Below are 15,902 nucleotides of genomic sequence, written 5' to 3' on the forward strand. Positions count from 1 at the left end.
CCGGATCACCACGCTGGACCCCAACGCCCCGGGCTTCGGCAACTACGACCAGTGGCTCTCCGGCACCCAGCTGGAGCGCGAGATGAAGATCGCCGAGTACTCGGTTTCCAACCGCGGCCTGCGCCCCAACCTGATCGGCACAGCCGAGCAAATCCGCGAGCGCATCGCCGCCTACGAAGCAGCCGGCCTCAACCTCCTCCTCCTGCAGATGAGCCCGCAGTACGAGGAGATGGAGCGGTTCGCGGAAAAGGTGATCAACTGAACGACGCGACGCCGCCGTAACTCTGGCTTGGCTCGCGGGTAGAACGATCAGCTCGCGCGCCAAATCTTGTCTTCGACGCTCCCGAGACGTATATACACGTGATGACGCGGAGGACGCGATGACCACCGTCGACAGCAGGACCTTTCGCAGCGGCAACAGCGAGGCCGTCCGGTTGCCGAAGGAAGTGGCCTTCGGTCGCGATGTAGAAGTGACTGTGGTGCGGTCCGGCGACGTGCTGACGATCTATCCGAAGAAACCTCCGATGCGCGAACTTATTGACCGCCTCCGGGCGCTTCCGAAACCCAGCAGCATCGAAGTGCGCGACGAAGAGGAATTGCCGGAACGCCCGGGCCTCTGAATCTTGGCCTACCTGCTGGACACCAACATCGTGATCCGTCTTCGCGACGGTGAGGCGGAGATCGAAGACCGCGTCGCGGCCCTGTCGACCTCGGCCGTCCTTTCGATCGTAACCCGCATCGAACTCGAAGGCGGCGCTCACCGCGATCGGGCGGACGCGCTGGCGCGGCGCCTCAGGCTCGATGAGATTCTAGAGCGGATGCCCGTCCTCGCGTTCGGCGACGCAGACGCGGAGGCCTACCGCACCATTGTCGAGGCCGCGGGCTATTCGCGCCGCAAGCTGCTGGACCGGATGATCGCCGCCCAAGCGCTGGTTCACCGCGCGACGCTGGTCACCCAGAACCCGGCGGCCTTCCAGGACATCCCGGGCCTCGATCTGCTGGCCTGGTGAACCGAGATGGCTCCCTAACGCTTCCTGATCGACCCGGCGCGGAAGAGCAGCGCCATCAGGCCCAGGAACGGCAGGCAGGAGAGCAGGTCCGACCAGGCGCCGTTGAACACCGGATTGATCCCCTCCATCAGCTTGGTGATATCGCGGTCGAAATTGCCCAGGACGCCGGCGGAAAAGGCGATGCCGATGCCGGCGATCGCCCCGCCGGCGATATAGCCCGAGGCCATGAGCACGCCCGGGCTGCGGTCGGACTCCGCCGACAGTTCGGCCTCCGACAGGGTCTCGGCCCCCTCGCTGGTCTTTGGGGCCAGGTTGCGGCTGTTGCGGTCCACCAGCCAGCGCACGGCGCCGCCGACGAAGATCGGCAGCGAGGATGAGACCGGCAGGTAAACGCCCACCGCGAAGGCCAGGGACGGGATGGCGCACATCTCCAGCACTGCCGCGATCATCACGCCCAGCAGGACCAGCGCCCAGGGCAGCTGGCGGCTCAGGATGCCCTTGATGATGTAGCTCATCAGGGTCGCCTTGGGCGCGTCGTACTTGGTCACCGAGGTGCCGTCGGGGCGGACCTTCACGTGGCCGTTGATGCCGGGATCGACCAGATAGGCCAGCGTGCCGTCGTTGCGGACCAGATAGCGCGTCGCGGCGCCGCCCGACGGATCGGCCTTCTGCCAGACGTGATAGACGCCGCCGTCCTGAGCGTGCTGCGGGCCCTTCAGCGCCTCCGTAGGCAGGGCCGCGGCTGCGGCAGGCGCCACGGCGGCGGGACCGGCCGGCTGAGGCACATAGACCGTGGCCGCCTGGTTCAGCGCGAGCAGGATCGGTCCCAGCGCGATGGCGGACGCCAGCGCGCCGATCATGATCGCAATCTGCTGGGACCGCGGCGTGGAGCCCAGTAGGAAGCCGGTCTTCAGGTCCTGGGAGGTCGTGCCGCCGTTGGAGGCGGCGATGCAGACGATGCCGCCCACCGACAGCGCGGTGACGTAGTAAGTCGGCCCCGTCCAGCCCACCAGCAGGAAGATCAGGCAGGTGAGCAGCAGGGTCGCCACGGTCATGCCGCTGATCGGATTGGAAGACGAGCCCAGCTCGCCGGTCAGCCGCGAGGAGACCGTGACAAACAGGAAGCCGAACAGCACGATCAGCAGGGCGCCCAGGATGTTCATCTGCAGAGAGTGGGCCATCAGGATGCCGGCCACCAGCACCAGCAGGCCGAGCGCCACCCACTTCATCGACAGGTCCCGGTCGGTGCGCGGGACCGCGGCCGCCGCATCGCGCCTGACCCCGAAATCGGTCAGGCCGGCCTGCAGGCTGCGCCAGATGGTCGGCATGGCGCGCGCCAGGCTGATCAGGCCGCCGGCGGTCACCGCGCCGGCGCCGATGTAGAGGACGTAGGCGCTGCGAATTTCGCCCGGCGACATTCCGGCGATGGGCGCCTTGCCGGGCGGGATGATCCCCGTCGCGGCCGAGCCGAAGAACTGGATCATCGGGATCAGCACCATGTAGGCCAGCACCCCGCCGGCGGCCATGGCCGAGGCGATCCGCGGCCCGATGATGTAGCCGACGCCCAACAGCTCCGGCGAGATCTCGGCGGCGATTGAGGCCTTCGCCAGCGGCGCGCCGAACACCTGTTCCGGGGTGTCCTTCCACAGTTTGAAGACGCCCTCGCAGAGCTTGTAGACAAGGCCGACGCCGAAGCCGGTGACGATGGTCCGTGCGCCGGCGGCGATCTCCGCCTCGGTCTGCGCTTGGCCGGCCTCCTGGCCGATCTCATGCTCCCCGCGCGTCGCGCCGGCCTTCAGCACCTCGGCGCAGGCCGTGCCCTCGGGATACTTCAGGATGCCGTGCTGCTCGACGATCAGCGCGCGGCGCAGCGGGATCATCATCAGGATGCCGAGCAGACCGCCCAGCACGGCAACCAGCATCACCCGGGCGATCTCCATGTCGAAGCCCAGGATCATGATCGCCGGCATGGTCACGCCCAGGCCGAAGGCGATGGATTCCCCGGCCGAGCCTGCCGTCTGGACGATATTGTTCTGCAGGATCGAAGCCTTGGCGATGCCGAACCGCTGCAGCAGGCGGAACAGGGTGATCGAGATCACCGCCACGGGAATCGAGGCCGACACCGTCAGGCCAACCTTCAGCACCAGGTAGAGTGACGAGGCCCCGAAAACCACACCCAGCAACGCGCCGATCACCAGGTGCAGGACCGTCAGTTCCGGCAGGACGACGCTGGCCGGGATGAAGGGGATGAACCCCGACCGGGCAGGCTTGACCGGCTTGGCCTTGGCGGCGGGCTTGATAACGGCGTCGGTCACTCGGTGTCCTCCCCAGAGACGAGGGGACTAGAGCATCGCCCGCCCGCCTCCGCTAGACAGAGCATGGCGCCCGGGGCGATCAGCTGGCGTGCTGCGCCTTGCCGCCGGGCGCGGCCACCATCAGCTTGATGATCGCCTCGGTGACGTGCGGTTCGAGCCCCTCGGTGTGGCCCTTGTCCAGCCGCTCCACATCGGCGACCACGCGGCCATCCTTGCACTTGGGATAGACCCAGACGTGCGCCGAGCCGGGCCGCGCCTTCATCCCCCACACCGGATAGCCCTGGCGGGCGTAGTCCCAGACGTAGCCGGGCGTCGTATCGACCACGTCCCTTTCCTCGACCCGGGCGCTGCAGCCCCATTGGTCGGCGAGCGGCGAGGTCGCGGGCAGGCTGACGATCTCATGCTCGCCGGTCTCGAAGATGTGGCTGAACTGGCAGGCCGGCAGGTTCGCCGCGCCCAGCAGGCCGCCGCCTGCGCCGGCCGGCCGCGGGTCGGGCGGCGAGCCGTCCGCCTTCGGCGGGCCGAACCGCGGATTGATCTCGGCGCGGCCGATGCGGCCGCCGGAGAGGCTGAGCAGGCCGTCGACCTTGTCCTTGAAGAAGTCGCTACAGACTATCCGGTGCGACGTCGCCCCGCCCTGGCTGTGGCCGGCGAGCCAGAAGGACTTGATGTTCTGCTTTCCGAAGGCGTCGAACACCGCGGTCGTGATGTTCTGCAGGTGGGCGTCGTCGGCGTCGGCCACCCAGACCCGCACGCCCGGCTGGCCGGGGACACGGGATGGGGAGGTCGCCGCGGTCGGCGTCGCCACCACCAGCTTGTACTTGTCCTTGTAGTCCATGGCCGGGAAGTAGTGGCGCTGCCACTGGCCGATCGAACCGGCGCCATGGATGTTCAGGATGAAGACGACCTTGTCGCCCGGCTTCAGGTCGCAGGGGTAGTCGAGCCAGAACTTGCGGCCGGTCTTGGGGTCGGTGGCGTTGCCCGGATCGGCCAGCAGCGGCTGGCAGGCGTCGCCGTTGCAGTGGGCCGGCGGCGGGCTCTTGCAGGCCACGCCGAGGTAGTCCTTGGCGCTGGCGGCGCCGGCGGCGCAGAGCGCGGCCAGGGCGGCAAGCCCTGCGGCTATCGTGGTTCCGAGTCTGCGGTTCATCTCACCCCTCCCAAGCGGACGCCCTTGTTGGCGTCTCGGCGCGTCCAGGCTAGCAACAGCCGGCGCATTTGGCGAGCAGGTCTGACTAGTGAACCGCGACGACCTCGACCTCGGCGCCGTTGATCGTGGCGACGTCGCCCTCGCCCTTGCCGAGCAGAGCTCGGGCCAGGGGCGAGACGTAGGACACGCTGCCCTTGGCCGGATCGGCTTCGTCCTCGCCGACGATGCGGAAGGTCTGGCGGCGGCCATCCTCGCGCTCGATCTCCACCGTGCCGCCGAACTGCACCTTGCCGGCCTGCGGCTCCGGCTCGGTGAGCTGTGCGCTGCCACGGCGGGCGGACCAGTAGCGCAGGTCGCGGGTCGCCCGCGCCATGGCCGTGCGGTCGGCGCTGATCCCGCCCTCGGCCTGGGCCGCCGCATAGGCCGCCCGTGCGCTCGCCAGGTCCGCGTCGATCGCCGCCAGGCCGCTGGCGGTCACCAGGTTCGGGTGTGTGGAGATCGGCCGGTCCGGCAGGTTCGCCGCCTGGGCCTCGTAGTCTTCCTCGCGGGTGAAGGCGACAGCCATCGGTATCATCTAGGCGGTCGCGAGCTCCGGCGAAAGGCGGATACGCCCAGTGCGCCGTTGGCTCTGAAATCGGATCGCATCAGACTCAGGCGTTAATCCGCTGCTCGCCGGTCAGACCCTAAGGATCGGGACCGCCATCCGCCTGGACCGCCCTCGATGATCTTGCGCCTCTCGCAGTTCGCACACTTGGCGCCCGTCGGCGACGGGCGCGTGCTGGTGATCCATGCCGCAACCCAGATGCGGCTGGTGGTCGACCACGAGCTGGCCGAAATGATCGAGTTCTTCAGCATCGAGAAGGAGCCCACCTGGCCGAAATGATCGAGTTCTTCCGCACGCCGAGGGATCTCGGCGAAAATGCCGAGGTGGGCTCCTTCTCGATGCTGATCGAGCGCCAGATCCTGACCGACAAATCTCCCGAGGAGGAACTGGCGGAGCTTTCGGCGGAACTAGGCGCCTACTACGGGCGCGATCCGGTCGAGGCCCTGGACCGCTTGCGGCGCGAGGCCAAGGAGGGCGGCGAGGCCTACTGGTCGACGGGCGCGGCGCTGAGTGCTGCGGACCTGCAGCCGGGCGCCCGGCGCCTGGACGTGCTGCTGTTCGGCGACTGCGACATCCAGATGGAGGCCGACTTCCTTCGCCGCGAAGCCGCCGCACGCGGCGTCGACCTGAGGGTCGCCGCGACCTTTCCCGACGACCTTCGTCTGGCCGCCGAGCGCCAGCACGACGCGATCATCATCGGCGCGCTCTCCGCCCGCCACGCGATCACCGATCCGCTGGCCGCCGACAGCCAGGCGCCGCCATGCGCGCCCTACATCGCCCAGGCCCGCGGGATCATCGAGGGCCTGCGCGAGCACACCGCCGCCCCGATCCTGATCGACAACCTGCCTGAGCCGACCGTCCAGCCCTTGGGCATGGCCGACCGCGGCGGCTATGGCCACCGCAACCGTTTCCGCCTGGCCAACGTCCTGCTGTCGGACCTGGCCGAGACCTATCCGGACGTGCATGTCATCGACGTCGCCGCCACCCTCGCCGCGGCCGGCGCCGAGCGACTGCTGGACGACGGCCAGGTCGGCTACACCCACTTCGGATCGCCCGGCTGGATGCTGCAGCGGCCGGCCGACGAGAAGTCCGCGGTCCACGACATCTTCCCCGACACCGCCCCTCTGGCGCAGGCGGTCGGCGGCGACGCCTATGGCCGCGAGGCGGTCATGGCCAAGGCGCACGTCAACGCCTTGCTGACCGTCACCGGCCAGGACCGCAAGAAGTGCGTGATCGTCGACCTCGACGGGGTGCTCTGGCCGGGGGTCCTAGCCGAGACCGGGACGCCGTTCGCCTGGTCGCCGGAGGTCAGCGGACCGTTCTCCTACGTCGGCCTGTTCTTCGGCCTGCACGAGGCGTTGCTCAGCCTGAAGCGGCGCGGAATCCTGTTGGCCTGCGTCAGCAAGAACGATGAGGCCACGGTCCGCGAGCTCTGGAAATACGAGAACCACTATCCGCGCGAGCGCCTGCTGACCCCCGACGACTTCGTCACCTGGCGGGTCAACTGGACCAACAAGGCCGACAACATCGCCTCGATCGCCGAGGAGCTCGGCTTTGCGCTCGAGACCTTCCTGTTCATCGATGACAATCCGGTGGAACGGGAGAACGTCCGCCAGCGCCTGCCCGAAGTGGAGGTGTGGGGCGAGGAGCTATTCAGCCTGCGCCGGCGGCTGTTGAGCGACCCCCGGCTCCAGGCGCCGCGGGTGACCGAGGAGTCGGCCCAGCGCACCGCCCTCACCCAGGCCCAGCTCAGCCGCCAGCGCACCCGGGCCGACAGCGCCGACGAGCAGGCTTTCGTCGCCTCACTGAACGTGCAGACGAGCATCGTGCGCCTGGAGCCCGGCGCGCGCCTGGACCGCGTCGAGGAGCTGTTCCAGCGCACCACCCAGTTCAACGCCACCGGCGCGAAGTTCTCGGCCCTCGACCTGGCCCATCTGATCCTCCGCGACGACGCCAGCGTCTTCACCGTCCAGGTCGCCGACCGCTTCGGCGACCACGGCCTGGTCGGCGCGGCGGTGATCGACGCCGGGGAGATCACGGCCCTGGCGCTGAGTTGCCGGGTGCTCGGCCTCGGCGTCGAGCACCGGTTCCTACAGGCCATCCTCAAGGCCCTGAGCGCGGACCACGCGCAACTGACGGCGCGGATCATCGAGACCTCGCGCAACACGCCCGTGCGCAACCTCTACCGCGACAACGGCTTCGAGCTGGTCGGCGATAACCTCTGGCGCCGCAGCCTGGAATCCTGACCTCAGGCCAGCGCCGCGCGCTGGGCGCGATCCGGGTCGTCCTTCACCGTGCAGACCGCGTCGAACAGCATGTTGGGGATGGCGGCCGTCGACACCGCCGGCCAGTGCGGCAGGCCTTTGTGGTTGGGATTTCCGGTGCGCGCGAAGGCGATCCAGGCGTCCGACATCCTGGCCGACAGGGCGCGGGCCTCGGCCGTGCCGCCGGTGGCGTTCAGGCAGCGGTCCACATTGTCGAAGGCATAGGCCATCTCGGCGCAGTGGAAGGCGCGCACCCGGCCGTGGAGCACGGTCTTCGGGTTATAGTCGAAGCGATAGAGGTAGGCGGACGCCGCGCCCTGCCTGGCCTTGGTCTGCGCCTGCACCACCGCCGGGACCCGGAACTGGGCCGAGACGACGCGCGACAGGATCTCCACCGGCTTGGCCTTGGGATCGGCGGAGCGAAAGGCCGCCCAGGCGGCGGGCGACGCGCCGCCGAAGGAACGGGCCGTAGCCTTGGCGCGATCCTCGTCGATGTCCTCCAGCGTCGTATTGCCCAGGCTGGGCGAGAACTCGTTGAGGTTGGTCCCGATGATCATCGGCACATTGGCCGAGAGCGCCGGCGCGCCATTGGCCCAGGTGGGCCCCGGGATCGCCGTCCCGTCGACCACGGGCGCCCAGCCGAGGTTGATCTTGCCCGGCGGGGGTTTCGGCATGGCGTTCTTCGCCTTCTCGGCGGCGGCCACCAGGGCCATCGGCGGCACGGACGCGAGTTTGCCGAGCTCGCCGGGCGCGATGTCGAGGTTCTTCAGGACGGCTTCGGCCAGACGCTTGGTGTAGCCGGTGTCGCCCACATCAAGCAGCGAGCCGCTCTCGACGATGGCCTTGTGGAACAGGCCCCTGGCGCTCGGCATGGCCATGAGCGTCGAGACCTTCGCCCCGCCGCCGGACTGGCCGAAGATGGTGACGTTGCTGGGATCGCCGCCGAAGGCCGCGATATTGTCGCGCACCCACTGCAGGGCGACGACAAGGTCCAGCTGGCCGGCGTTGCCGGACATGGCGTAGCGGCTGTCGCCGGAGGACGACAGGTCCAGGAAGCCGAAGGCGCCCAGCCGATGGTTCACCGAGACGAACACCAGGTCGCCTTTGCGCGCCAGTCGCTCGCCATCATAGGCGGGTAGTTCCTGCGAGGAGCCGGTCTCGTAGCCGCCGCCGTGGATCCAGACCATCACCGGCCGCGCCTTGCCGGTGACGCCGCCCGACCAGATGTTCAACCGCAGGCAGTCCTCGCCCGGATAGCCGTCGTCCCAGTCGTAGATGAAAGCGGTCTCGTCGCTCTGCCAGCCGCCGCGCACCACCTGCGGGCAGCAGGGGCCGTAGCTTAGGGCCGAGCGCACGCCCTTCCACGGCGCCGGCGCCTCAGCCGGCAGGAAGCGCGCCGCACCCGCCGTGGTCCTGCCGTAGGGGATACCTTTGAACGTATGGACGCCCTGGCGCACGCAGCCACGCACCTTGCCCGAGCGGGTCTCGACGATGGCCGACGGCGGCGTCGACAGATGCTGCGTCCCGGCCCCGGCGCTGCCGCCCGGCTTGGCCTGTGCTGCCGGCGCCGCGGCCATCAGCCCGCCAAGCGCGCCCGCGGTCAGCAGGCCCCGTCGCGCCACGCCGTCTCTGGCCTCGCCCATCGCCGTCTCCCCTTTTGTTGTTGGAAGTATCCGATCATCCGGTGCGGACGGTGGCAACGGGCAAGCCTGCAATTGAACCGCAATCCGGCGACGCTATCGTCGCGCCATGAAGCACGCATTCAGCCTCGCCCTGCTCCTCGCCGCCGCAGCAGGCGCCGCCGTCGCGGCCCCGCCCCAGCCCGACTATCACCCCAGCATGGGCGACCTGATGACCATGGCCGTCCAGCCCCGGCACACCAAGCTCAGCCTGGCCGGACAGGCCCATAACTGGACCTACGCGGCCTACGAGACCGACGAGCTGCGCCACGCCTTCGACCGCATCGCCAAGACCATCCCGGTCTACCGCGACAACGATATCGCCGGCGCCGCGCAGCAGAACATGAAGGCGCCCCTGGATGCGCTCGATGCGGCGATCAAGGCGCGCAATCCGGCGGCCTTCACGCTCGCCTACGGCAGGGTCACCAAGGGCTGCAACGCCTGCCATCAGAACCTCTCGCATCCCGAGGTGGTGATCAAATCGCCAGCCGCGGGCGCCTATCCCGATCAGGATTTCCGGCCGCGCGCCGGCAAGTAGCGAAACCACGCCGGCGATTTCGAGTTGAAGGGGGACCTTGAAAATCAGGAGGTCCACATGCCCGCCAAGTCCGCCACCCAGCAAAAGGCCGCCGGCGCTGCGCTCTCCGCCAAGCGCGGCGACACGCCGAAGTCCAAGCTCCGGGGCGCGTCCAAGTCGATGATGTCGATGAGTGAGACGGAGCTAGAGAAGATGGCCCACACCAAGCGCAAGGGGAAACCCGAGCACGTCGGCAAGAGCCACTAAGGCTAGCTCGGCCGGCATTGCGCGCGGGGGTCGCCGCGCTCAAGCTCGCGCCATGACTCGCATCACCCGTCGCGCCCTCGCCGCTGCGCCGCTGGCCCTGGTCGCCGGCCACGCCCTCGCCGCGCCCAGGCCGCTGCCGCCGTCGCTCGCGCCCGCCTCGCCCTGGCCTGATGCGACGGAGACCGCCGCGCGCATCCGCCGGGGGGAAATCACCGCCGCCGAGGTGGTCGAGACCGCCATCGCCCGGTGCGAAGCGCTGCAGCCGACCCTGAACTTCATCGTCAACTCGGACTTCGACCGGGCGCTGGCCAAGGCCAAGGCGGGGCCGCCGGCGGCCCCTTTCGCGGGCGTGCCGTTCCTGGTCAAGGACCTGGTCGACTACAAAGGCCTGCCGACCCGCTTCGGGTCGCAGTCCGCCCGGATGGCGCCGCCGGCGACCGAGCAGGCGCCCAACTGCGACGCCTTCGACCGCGCCGGCCTGATCGTCCTGGGCAAGTCGGCGACGCCGGAAGCGGGCTTCCTGCCCAGCACCGAGCCCCTCGCCACGGGACTGACCCACAACCCCTGGGATCTGACCCGCTCCACTGGCGGCTCTTCGGGCGGCTCGGCGGCCGCGGTCGCGGCGGGCGTCGTGCCCGCGGCCCACGCCACCGACGGCGGCGGCTCGATCCGCATTCCCGCCAGCCACTGCGGCTTGTTCGGACTCAAGCCTTCGCGCGGCCGGATCGACGATTGGGAGGGCAAGGGCGGCATCACCGCGTTCGGCGTCGAGCACGTGCTGACCCGCAGCGTGCGCGACAGCGCCGCCCTCCTGGCCCTGACAGAGGACCACAAGCCCGACGCCAGCTTTCCGCCGGTGGGCGTTGTGGGCGGCCCCAGCAAGAAGCGCCTGCGCGTCGGCGTCATGATGGCCAACGGCGAAGGCCATTCGCCGACCGCGGAGGTGATGGCCGCCAACGATCATGCCGCCAAGCTGGTCGCAAGCCTCGGCCACCGCGTCGACTACGTCCGCCTGCCCTACGACGGCGACCAGTTCATCCATGACTTCCTGGCGCTCTGGGCCAGTAGCGCAAAACAGCTGGCCGACCGCGTGGCCAAGGCCACAGGCCGCAAGCCTGACGACAGGCTGCTGGAGCCCTTCAGTCTGGGACTGGTGGACATGGCGGCGCGCGCCAAACCCCAGGAGCTGGACCAGGCGCTGAGGCGCCTCGAGGCCAATGTCCTGGCCTATGACACCTGGTTCACCGCCTATCAGTTCGACGTGGTGCTTTCCCCGGTGCTGTCGTCAGATCCGCCGAAGCTGGGCGAGATCGGGCCGCTGGTTCCATTCGACACCCTGGTCGCGCGGCTCATCGAGTACGTCGGCTACACCCCGATCCACAACATCGCCGGCGCCCCGGCGATGAGCGTCCCGCTCTACTGGACCGAGGCCGGCCTGCCGATCGGGACCATGTTCGCCGCGCGCGCGGGCCACGAGCGGATGCTTTTCGAATTGGCCTACGAACTGGAAGCCGCCAACCCCTGGGCCCAGCGCGTCCCGCCGGTGCACGTCTAAGCCGCCGCCAGTCCCTGCAGACGCGCCGCGATCTCCCGCACCCGCTCCGGGCCGCCGAGCAGCTGGCGGTTGAGGCCCAGGCGCTTGAACCAGAAATGCAGGCCCAAGAGGTCGGTGATGCCCATGCCGCCGTGCACCTCTGTCGAGGTGCGGGCCACGAAGCGGCCAACCTCGGAGGTCAGCGCCTTGGCGTGCGCCGCCATCAGCGAGGCCTCGCCAGAGACGCCTTGGGCCGCGGCGTCGAAGGCATAGGCGGCGTACCAGACCAGCGAGCGGCAGGGCTCCAGCTCGGCGGCCATCTCGGCGCACAGGTGCTTCACCGCCTGGAAAGACCCAATCAGACGGTCGAACTGGCGGCGCTCCTTGGCGTAGGCCACGGCCTTGTCGAGCATGACCTGCGCCGCGCCCAGGCTGTCGGCGGCCACCATCAGCCAGCCGGCGTCGCGCAGCGCCGCCAGCAGTTCCGGCCCGCCGCCCAGAGGCTCGGCGACGACGCCGCTGAAGGTCAGTTCCGCCAGCCGCCGCGTCTCGTCGATCCCGGGCATCAGGCTTCGTGTCAGGCCCGTCGCGTCACCCTTCACCAGATGCAGGCCGCCACTAACGTCCGCTACGACCAGCAGTCCCGCCGCCATGCCGCCCGGCACGAACAGCGCCTTGCCGCTGAGCTTGCCGCCGTTCGCCGTCACGCCCGCGCCGTCACGCGCTCCAGCGATCGGCTCGGAGATCGCCGCGGCCGCCATGACCTCGCCGGACGCCATCTTCGGCAGCCACAGCGCCTGCTGCGCCGCCGAGCCGCCGCGCAGCAGGGCGATGGGCCCGAGCACAACGCCCATGAACGGCACGGGCGCGATGGCCGCGCCGAGGGCTTCCGAAGCCAGGGCCGCGTCGAGCATCGTCAGGCCGAGGCCGCCATGCGCCTCCGGGATCACGATCCCCGCCAGGCCGAACTCGACCAGCGCCTGCCAGACGTCGGCGCCCTTGTCCTTCAGGTCGCCGGCGAACCTGCGCACGCGATCCAGACTGGACGCCTGCTCCAGCGTGCGGACCAGGCTTTCCTGCATCAGCCGCTGGTCCTGGGTGAGGGCGAAATCCATGCGTCTAAGCCGCCGCCGGCTTGGGTTCGCGCGGAAGGCCGAGCCCGCGTTCGGAGATGATGTTCTTCTGGATCTGGGCGGTCCCGCCGCCGATGATCAGCCCCAGGTCGAACATGTAGTTCCACTGCCAGCGGCCCTTGGCGCGCAGGTGCGGCCCGTCCGTGTAGAGGATGCCCAGCTCGCCCAGGGCGTCGATAGCCAGCGCCGCCAGCTGGTGGTTCAGTTCGCAGCCCTGCAGCTTGACGATCAGGCCCGCCAGGCCCGTCGGCTCCTGCGTGAGCTGCGCGGTCAGCAGGCGAAGGCCGTTGAACTTCATCGCCAGCACCCGGCCCTGCAGCTGCATCAACCGGTCGCGGAAGACCGGATTGTCGATGACCTTCTGGCCATCGACCGTCTCGGATTTCATCAGCTCGATAAGGGCGTTCAGCCGCGCTTCCGTGGCGTTCGGATCGCCCAGCATGCCGCGCTCGTGCTTCAGCGTGGTGTTGGCCACGAACCAGCCGCGCCCGCGCCCGCCGACCACCTGATCCTGCGGCACCCGGACGTCGGCGAAGAAAACCTCGTTGAATTCCGACCCGCCGGTCATGGTCTTCAGCGGCCGGACCTCGATGCCCGGCGTATCCATCGGGATCAGCACGTAGGATATCCCCTCGTGCTTGGCGGCCTGTGGCTCCGTGCGGATCAGGGCGAACATCATCTGGGCCATGTGCGCCGTGCTCGTCCAGATCTTGGATCCGGAAATTACGAAGTCTTTTCCGTCCTCTACAGCCTTTGTTTGAAGGTTCGCGAGATCTGAGCCTGCGCCCGGCTCGGAGTAGCCCTGGCACCAGACGATGTCGCCCCTCAGCGTCGGCTCGATCCAGCGCGCCTTCTGCTCTTCGGACCCCACCTCCAGCAGGGTCGGGACCAGCATGGAGACGCCCTGGTTGGCGATGCCGCGCGGCGCGGCGGCGGCGATGAACTCCTCGGCGATGATCCGCGACTTCAGGATGTCGGGCTCGGCGCCATAGCCGCCGTACGCACGCGGGATCGTCCGGGCCGCATAGCCGTGGGCGATCAGCGTCTGCTGCCAGGCCTTAGGGGCCTTGGCGGCGCCGGCGGCGTAGTCGTCGCGGTGGGCGGTGAGGAAGGCCTTCACCTCGCCGCGGAACGCCGCCATTTCGGGCGTTTCGTTCAGGTCCATGTCGTCGCTCCCTGACCCCATGGGAGCGCCTTTCCGGCCCCTGCGCAACGGCGCCGCCACGTCAGGGTGCAACAGATGCGGCGAAGCTTGGGTTATAGTTCGGACAGGGAGACTTCACACATGCGCCAAACCAGCCTCTTCGCCGCCGCGGCCCTTGCCGCCCTGTCGCTCAGCGCCTGCATGCCCGCGGGTTCCTCCGACGCCTGGAAGGGTTACGGCCCCAATCCGCCGCTGCCCAAGCCGGAGCATTCCCTGATCCCCACCGTCGGCACGCCCAAGGTCGTGGGCTGGGCCGAGGGCGCCGCGCCAGTCGCGCCAAAGGGCTTCACGGTCACCCGCTACGCCGAGGGCCTGGACCATCCGCGATGGCTCTACGTCCTGCCGAACGGCGATGTGTTGGTGGCGGAGTCGGCCTCGGAGGTCTCCACAGCTGACAAGTCGAACCAGGGGATCAAGGGCTTCTTCCAGAAGATGTTGATGAAGAAGGTGGGCTCCGCCAAGCCCAGCCCGAACAAGATCTTCCTGCTGCGCGACTCCGACGGCGACGGCGTGGCCGAAAGCCGGATGCTGTTCGCCCAGGGCCTGACCCGGCCGTTCGGCATGACCCTGGTCGGCCACACCCTCTACGTCGCCAACGACAACGGCGTGGTGAGCTTCCCCTACGCCGATGGCCAGACCAGCGAGACCGGGACCGGCCAGAAGGTGTTCGACCTGCCGGGCGGGCCGATCAATCACCACTGGACCAAGAACGTGGTCGCCAGCCGCGACGGGACCAAGCTCTACGCCACGGTGGGGTCCAACTCGAACGTCGGCGACAACGGCCTGGAGAACGAGACCGGCCGCGCGGCGATCTGGGAATACGACATCGTCACCGCCCACCCGCGGATCTTCGCCAGCGGCATCCGCAATCCCAACGGCATCGACTTTGAGCCGACCACCGGGGTCATGTGGACGGTCTCCAACGAGCGCGACGAAATCGGCAACGATCTGCCGCCGGACTTCCTGACCAGCGTCAAGGACGGCGCTTTCTACGGCTGGCCCTGGAGCTATTGGGGCCACAACGTCGACGTCCGCGCCAAGCCGGCCAATCCGGAGATGGTCGCCAAGGCCATCGCCCCGGACTTCGGCCTGGGCGCCCACACCGCCTCGCTGGGCCTGATCTTCTACACCGGCGCGGCCTTCCCGATGTCCTATCGCGGCGGCGCCTTCATCGGCCAGCACGGCTCGTGGAACCGCAAACCGCTGAACGGCTACCAGGTGGTGTTCATCCCCTTCGCGGGCGGCCAGCCGCAGAACGCCCCGCAGGCCTTCCTGACCGGCTTCCTGGACAAGCATCAGCAGATCCAGGGCCGCCCGGTCGGCGTGGTCGTCGACAGGACCGGCGCCCTGCTGGTCGCCGATGACGTCGGCGGGATCGTCTGGCGGGTGACCCCGACGCCGGCCGCGGCGAAATAGCTTCGGCGCTATTCGCCCATATAGACAACGCAGAGCTTGTTCCCGTCCGGATCGCGGAAGTAGGCGCCGTAGAAATTGGCCATCCGCTGGCCGGGCGGGCCCTCGCAGCTCGCGCCCGCCGCCAGGGCCGCGGCGTAGGCCTGATCGACCGCCGCCGCCGAGCCCGCCGCCAGGGCCACCATCGCGCCATTGCCCCCGGTCGCCGCTTCGCGATCGAACGGCAGGACGATCCCCAGCATCGCCCCGCGGCCCGGCCCGCCATAGTACTGCGACCGCTCATAAGTGAGCGTTCGGCGGCCGCCCAGCGGCGCCAGGGCGGCGTCATAGAACGCCCTGGCCCGATCGAGATCGTTGGTCCCGATCGTGGCGTAGCTGATCATCTCAGCCCAGCTTGAAGACGCAGATCTTGTTGCCATCGAGATCGCGGAAATAGGCGCCGTAGAAGGTCGGCATACGTTGGCCGGGCGCGCCGTCGCAGGTGGCGCCCGCGGCGATGGCGGCGGCGTGCGCCGCGTCGACCTGCTCGGTCGTCGCGGCGGGCAGGCCGAACATGCTGCCGTTGCCGACGCTCGCCGGCTGCTCGTCATAGGGCTTGGAGATGGCGATCATCCCAGGCGTCTCCTTGGAGCCGTAGAACTGCATCCGCTCGCCGTTGGCGAAGGTGCGTCGGCCGCCCAGCGGCTCCAGCACGGCATCGTAGAAGATCTTGGCGCGGTCGAGGTCGTTCGTTCCGATGGTTGCATAGCCGATCATGGCGTTTCCCCTTGCTGGTTCAGGGAACTCTAAAACCCTACCCCAGGGGCGCCGCAAGC

16 protein-coding genes and 1 pseudogene are annotated in these 15,902 nt (G+C 69.0%); 9 read left to right on the forward strand and 8 right to left on the reverse strand.

The genetic code is table 11. From position 1 onward, the window contains the following. The 3 genes and pseudogenes from VHS75_RS19835 to VHS75_RS19845 form a co-directional block, all read left to right on the forward strand. Window positions 1-262 (forward strand): annotated as a pseudogene (locus tag VHS75_RS19835) (alkanesulfonate monooxygenase); the annotation flags it as partial. A 118-nt stretch (window positions 263-380) separates the two neighbouring features. Further along, the gene (locus tag VHS75_RS19840) at window positions 381-620 is read left to right on the forward strand and encodes an antitoxin (RefSeq protein WP_329640346.1); all 240 of its coding nucleotides are present in this window, start codon (window positions 381-383) and stop codon (window positions 618-620) included. Between the two features lie 3 nt (window positions 621-623). Beyond that, window positions 624-1,010 (forward strand): PIN domain-containing protein, encoded by a 387-nt coding sequence (locus tag VHS75_RS19845; protein ID WP_329640347.1) that lies wholly within the window; start codon window positions 624-626, stop codon window positions 1,008-1,010. 14 nt (window positions 1,011-1,024) lie between these two features. Here the strand turns inward: VHS75_RS19845 and VHS75_RS19850 are convergent, their stop codons facing one another. The 3 genes from VHS75_RS19850 to greA form a co-directional block, all read right to left on the reverse strand. Further along, on the reverse strand, window positions 1,025-3,325 hold the full coding sequence (locus VHS75_RS19850) for an OPT family oligopeptide transporter (RefSeq protein WP_329640348.1): 2,301 nt from the start codon (window positions 3,323-3,325) through the stop codon (window positions 1,025-1,027). 79 nt (window positions 3,326-3,404) lie between these two features. After that, on the reverse strand, window positions 3,405-4,472 hold the full coding sequence (locus VHS75_RS19855; RefSeq protein WP_329640349.1) for a hypothetical protein: 1,068 nt from the start codon (window positions 4,470-4,472) through the stop codon (window positions 3,405-3,407). A gap of 85 nt (window positions 4,473-4,557) precedes the next feature. After that, window positions 4,558-5,037, reverse strand: coding sequence for a transcription elongation factor GreA (greA, locus tag VHS75_RS19860; RefSeq protein WP_329640350.1), 480 nt, complete (start codon window positions 5,035-5,037; stop codon window positions 4,558-4,560). A gap of 156 nt (window positions 5,038-5,193) precedes the next feature. On the opposite strand from greA, the gene VHS75_RS19865 reads away from it, so the two are divergent. Further along, entirely contained in the window at window positions 5,194-5,355 is a 162-nt protein-coding gene (locus VHS75_RS19865) for a hypothetical protein (protein ID WP_329640351.1), read from the forward strand. After that, the gene (locus VHS75_RS19870) at window positions 5,352-7,322 is read left to right on the forward strand and encodes an HAD-IIIC family phosphatase (protein ID WP_329640352.1); all 1,971 of its coding nucleotides are present in this window, start codon (window positions 5,352-5,354) and stop codon (window positions 7,320-7,322) included. Before VHS75_RS19865 ends, VHS75_RS19870 begins: the two co-directional genes overlap by 4 nt. Before the next feature lie 2 nt (window positions 7,323-7,324). On the opposite strand, the gene VHS75_RS19875 is transcribed toward VHS75_RS19870, so the two are convergent. Then, window positions 7,325-8,983 carry a carboxylesterase/lipase family protein gene (locus VHS75_RS19875; RefSeq protein ID WP_329640353.1) on the reverse strand — a complete coding sequence of 553 codons (1,659 nt, stop codon included), beginning with the start codon at window positions 8,981-8,983 and terminating at the stop codon, window positions 7,325-7,327. Window positions 8,984-9,089: 106 nt separating this feature from the next. Between VHS75_RS19875 and VHS75_RS19880 the strand changes: the two genes are divergently transcribed. The 3 genes from VHS75_RS19880 to VHS75_RS19890 are packed head-to-tail and all read left to right on the forward strand — an operon-like array spanning window position 9,090 to window position 11,358. After that, window positions 9,090-9,557: a hypothetical protein gene (locus VHS75_RS19880; protein WP_329640354.1), complete on the forward strand. Its 468-nt coding sequence runs from the start codon at window positions 9,090-9,092 to the stop codon at window positions 9,555-9,557. Between the two features lie 57 nt (window positions 9,558-9,614). Beyond that, entirely contained in the window at window positions 9,615-9,803 is a 189-nt protein-coding gene (locus tag VHS75_RS19885) for a DUF3008 family protein (protein ID WP_329640355.1), read from the forward strand. Between the two features lie 52 nt (window positions 9,804-9,855). Then, complete coding sequence (locus VHS75_RS19890) at window positions 9,856-11,358, forward strand: amidase (RefSeq protein WP_329640356.1); 1,503 nt, start codon at window positions 9,856-9,858, stop codon at window positions 11,356-11,358. Here the strand turns inward: VHS75_RS19890 and VHS75_RS19895 are convergent. Together VHS75_RS19895 and VHS75_RS19900 are read right to left on the reverse strand one after the other, a co-directional pair. Beyond that, window positions 11,355-12,452 carry an acyl-CoA dehydrogenase family protein gene (locus tag VHS75_RS19895; RefSeq protein ID WP_329640357.1) on the reverse strand — a complete coding sequence of 366 codons (1,098 nt, stop codon included), beginning with the start codon at window positions 12,450-12,452 and terminating at the stop codon, window positions 11,355-11,357. The two genes, VHS75_RS19890 and VHS75_RS19895, sit on opposite strands and share 4 nt — an antisense overlap. 4 nt (window positions 12,453-12,456) lie before the next feature. Continuing rightward, window positions 12,457-13,635, reverse strand: coding sequence for an acyl-CoA dehydrogenase family protein (locus VHS75_RS19900; protein ID WP_329640358.1), 1,179 nt, complete (start codon window positions 13,633-13,635; stop codon window positions 12,457-12,459). A gap of 120 nt (window positions 13,636-13,755) precedes the next feature. On the opposite strand from VHS75_RS19900, the gene VHS75_RS19905 reads away from it, so the two are divergent. Continuing rightward, entirely contained in the window at window positions 13,756-15,090 is a 1,335-nt protein-coding gene (locus tag VHS75_RS19905) for a sorbosone dehydrogenase family protein (protein WP_329640359.1), read from the forward strand. A gap of 8 nt (window positions 15,091-15,098) precedes the next feature. Here the strand turns inward: VHS75_RS19905 and VHS75_RS19910 are convergent, their stop codons facing one another. Next, a complete protein-coding gene (locus VHS75_RS19910; RefSeq protein WP_329640360.1) occupies window positions 15,099-15,470 on the reverse strand; it encodes a VOC family protein in 372 nt (123 codons plus the stop codon). Window position 15,471: 1 nt separating this feature from the next. Then, entirely contained in the window at window positions 15,472-15,843 is a 372-nt protein-coding gene (locus tag VHS75_RS19915; protein WP_329640361.1) for a VOC family protein, read from the reverse strand. Between the last annotated feature and the right edge of the window lie 59 nt (window positions 15,844-15,902).

This window comes from Phenylobacterium sp., from assembly GCF_036264965.1.
In the GTDB taxonomy this organism is placed as follows: Bacteria; Pseudomonadota; Alphaproteobacteria; order Caulobacterales; family Caulobacteraceae; genus Phenylobacterium.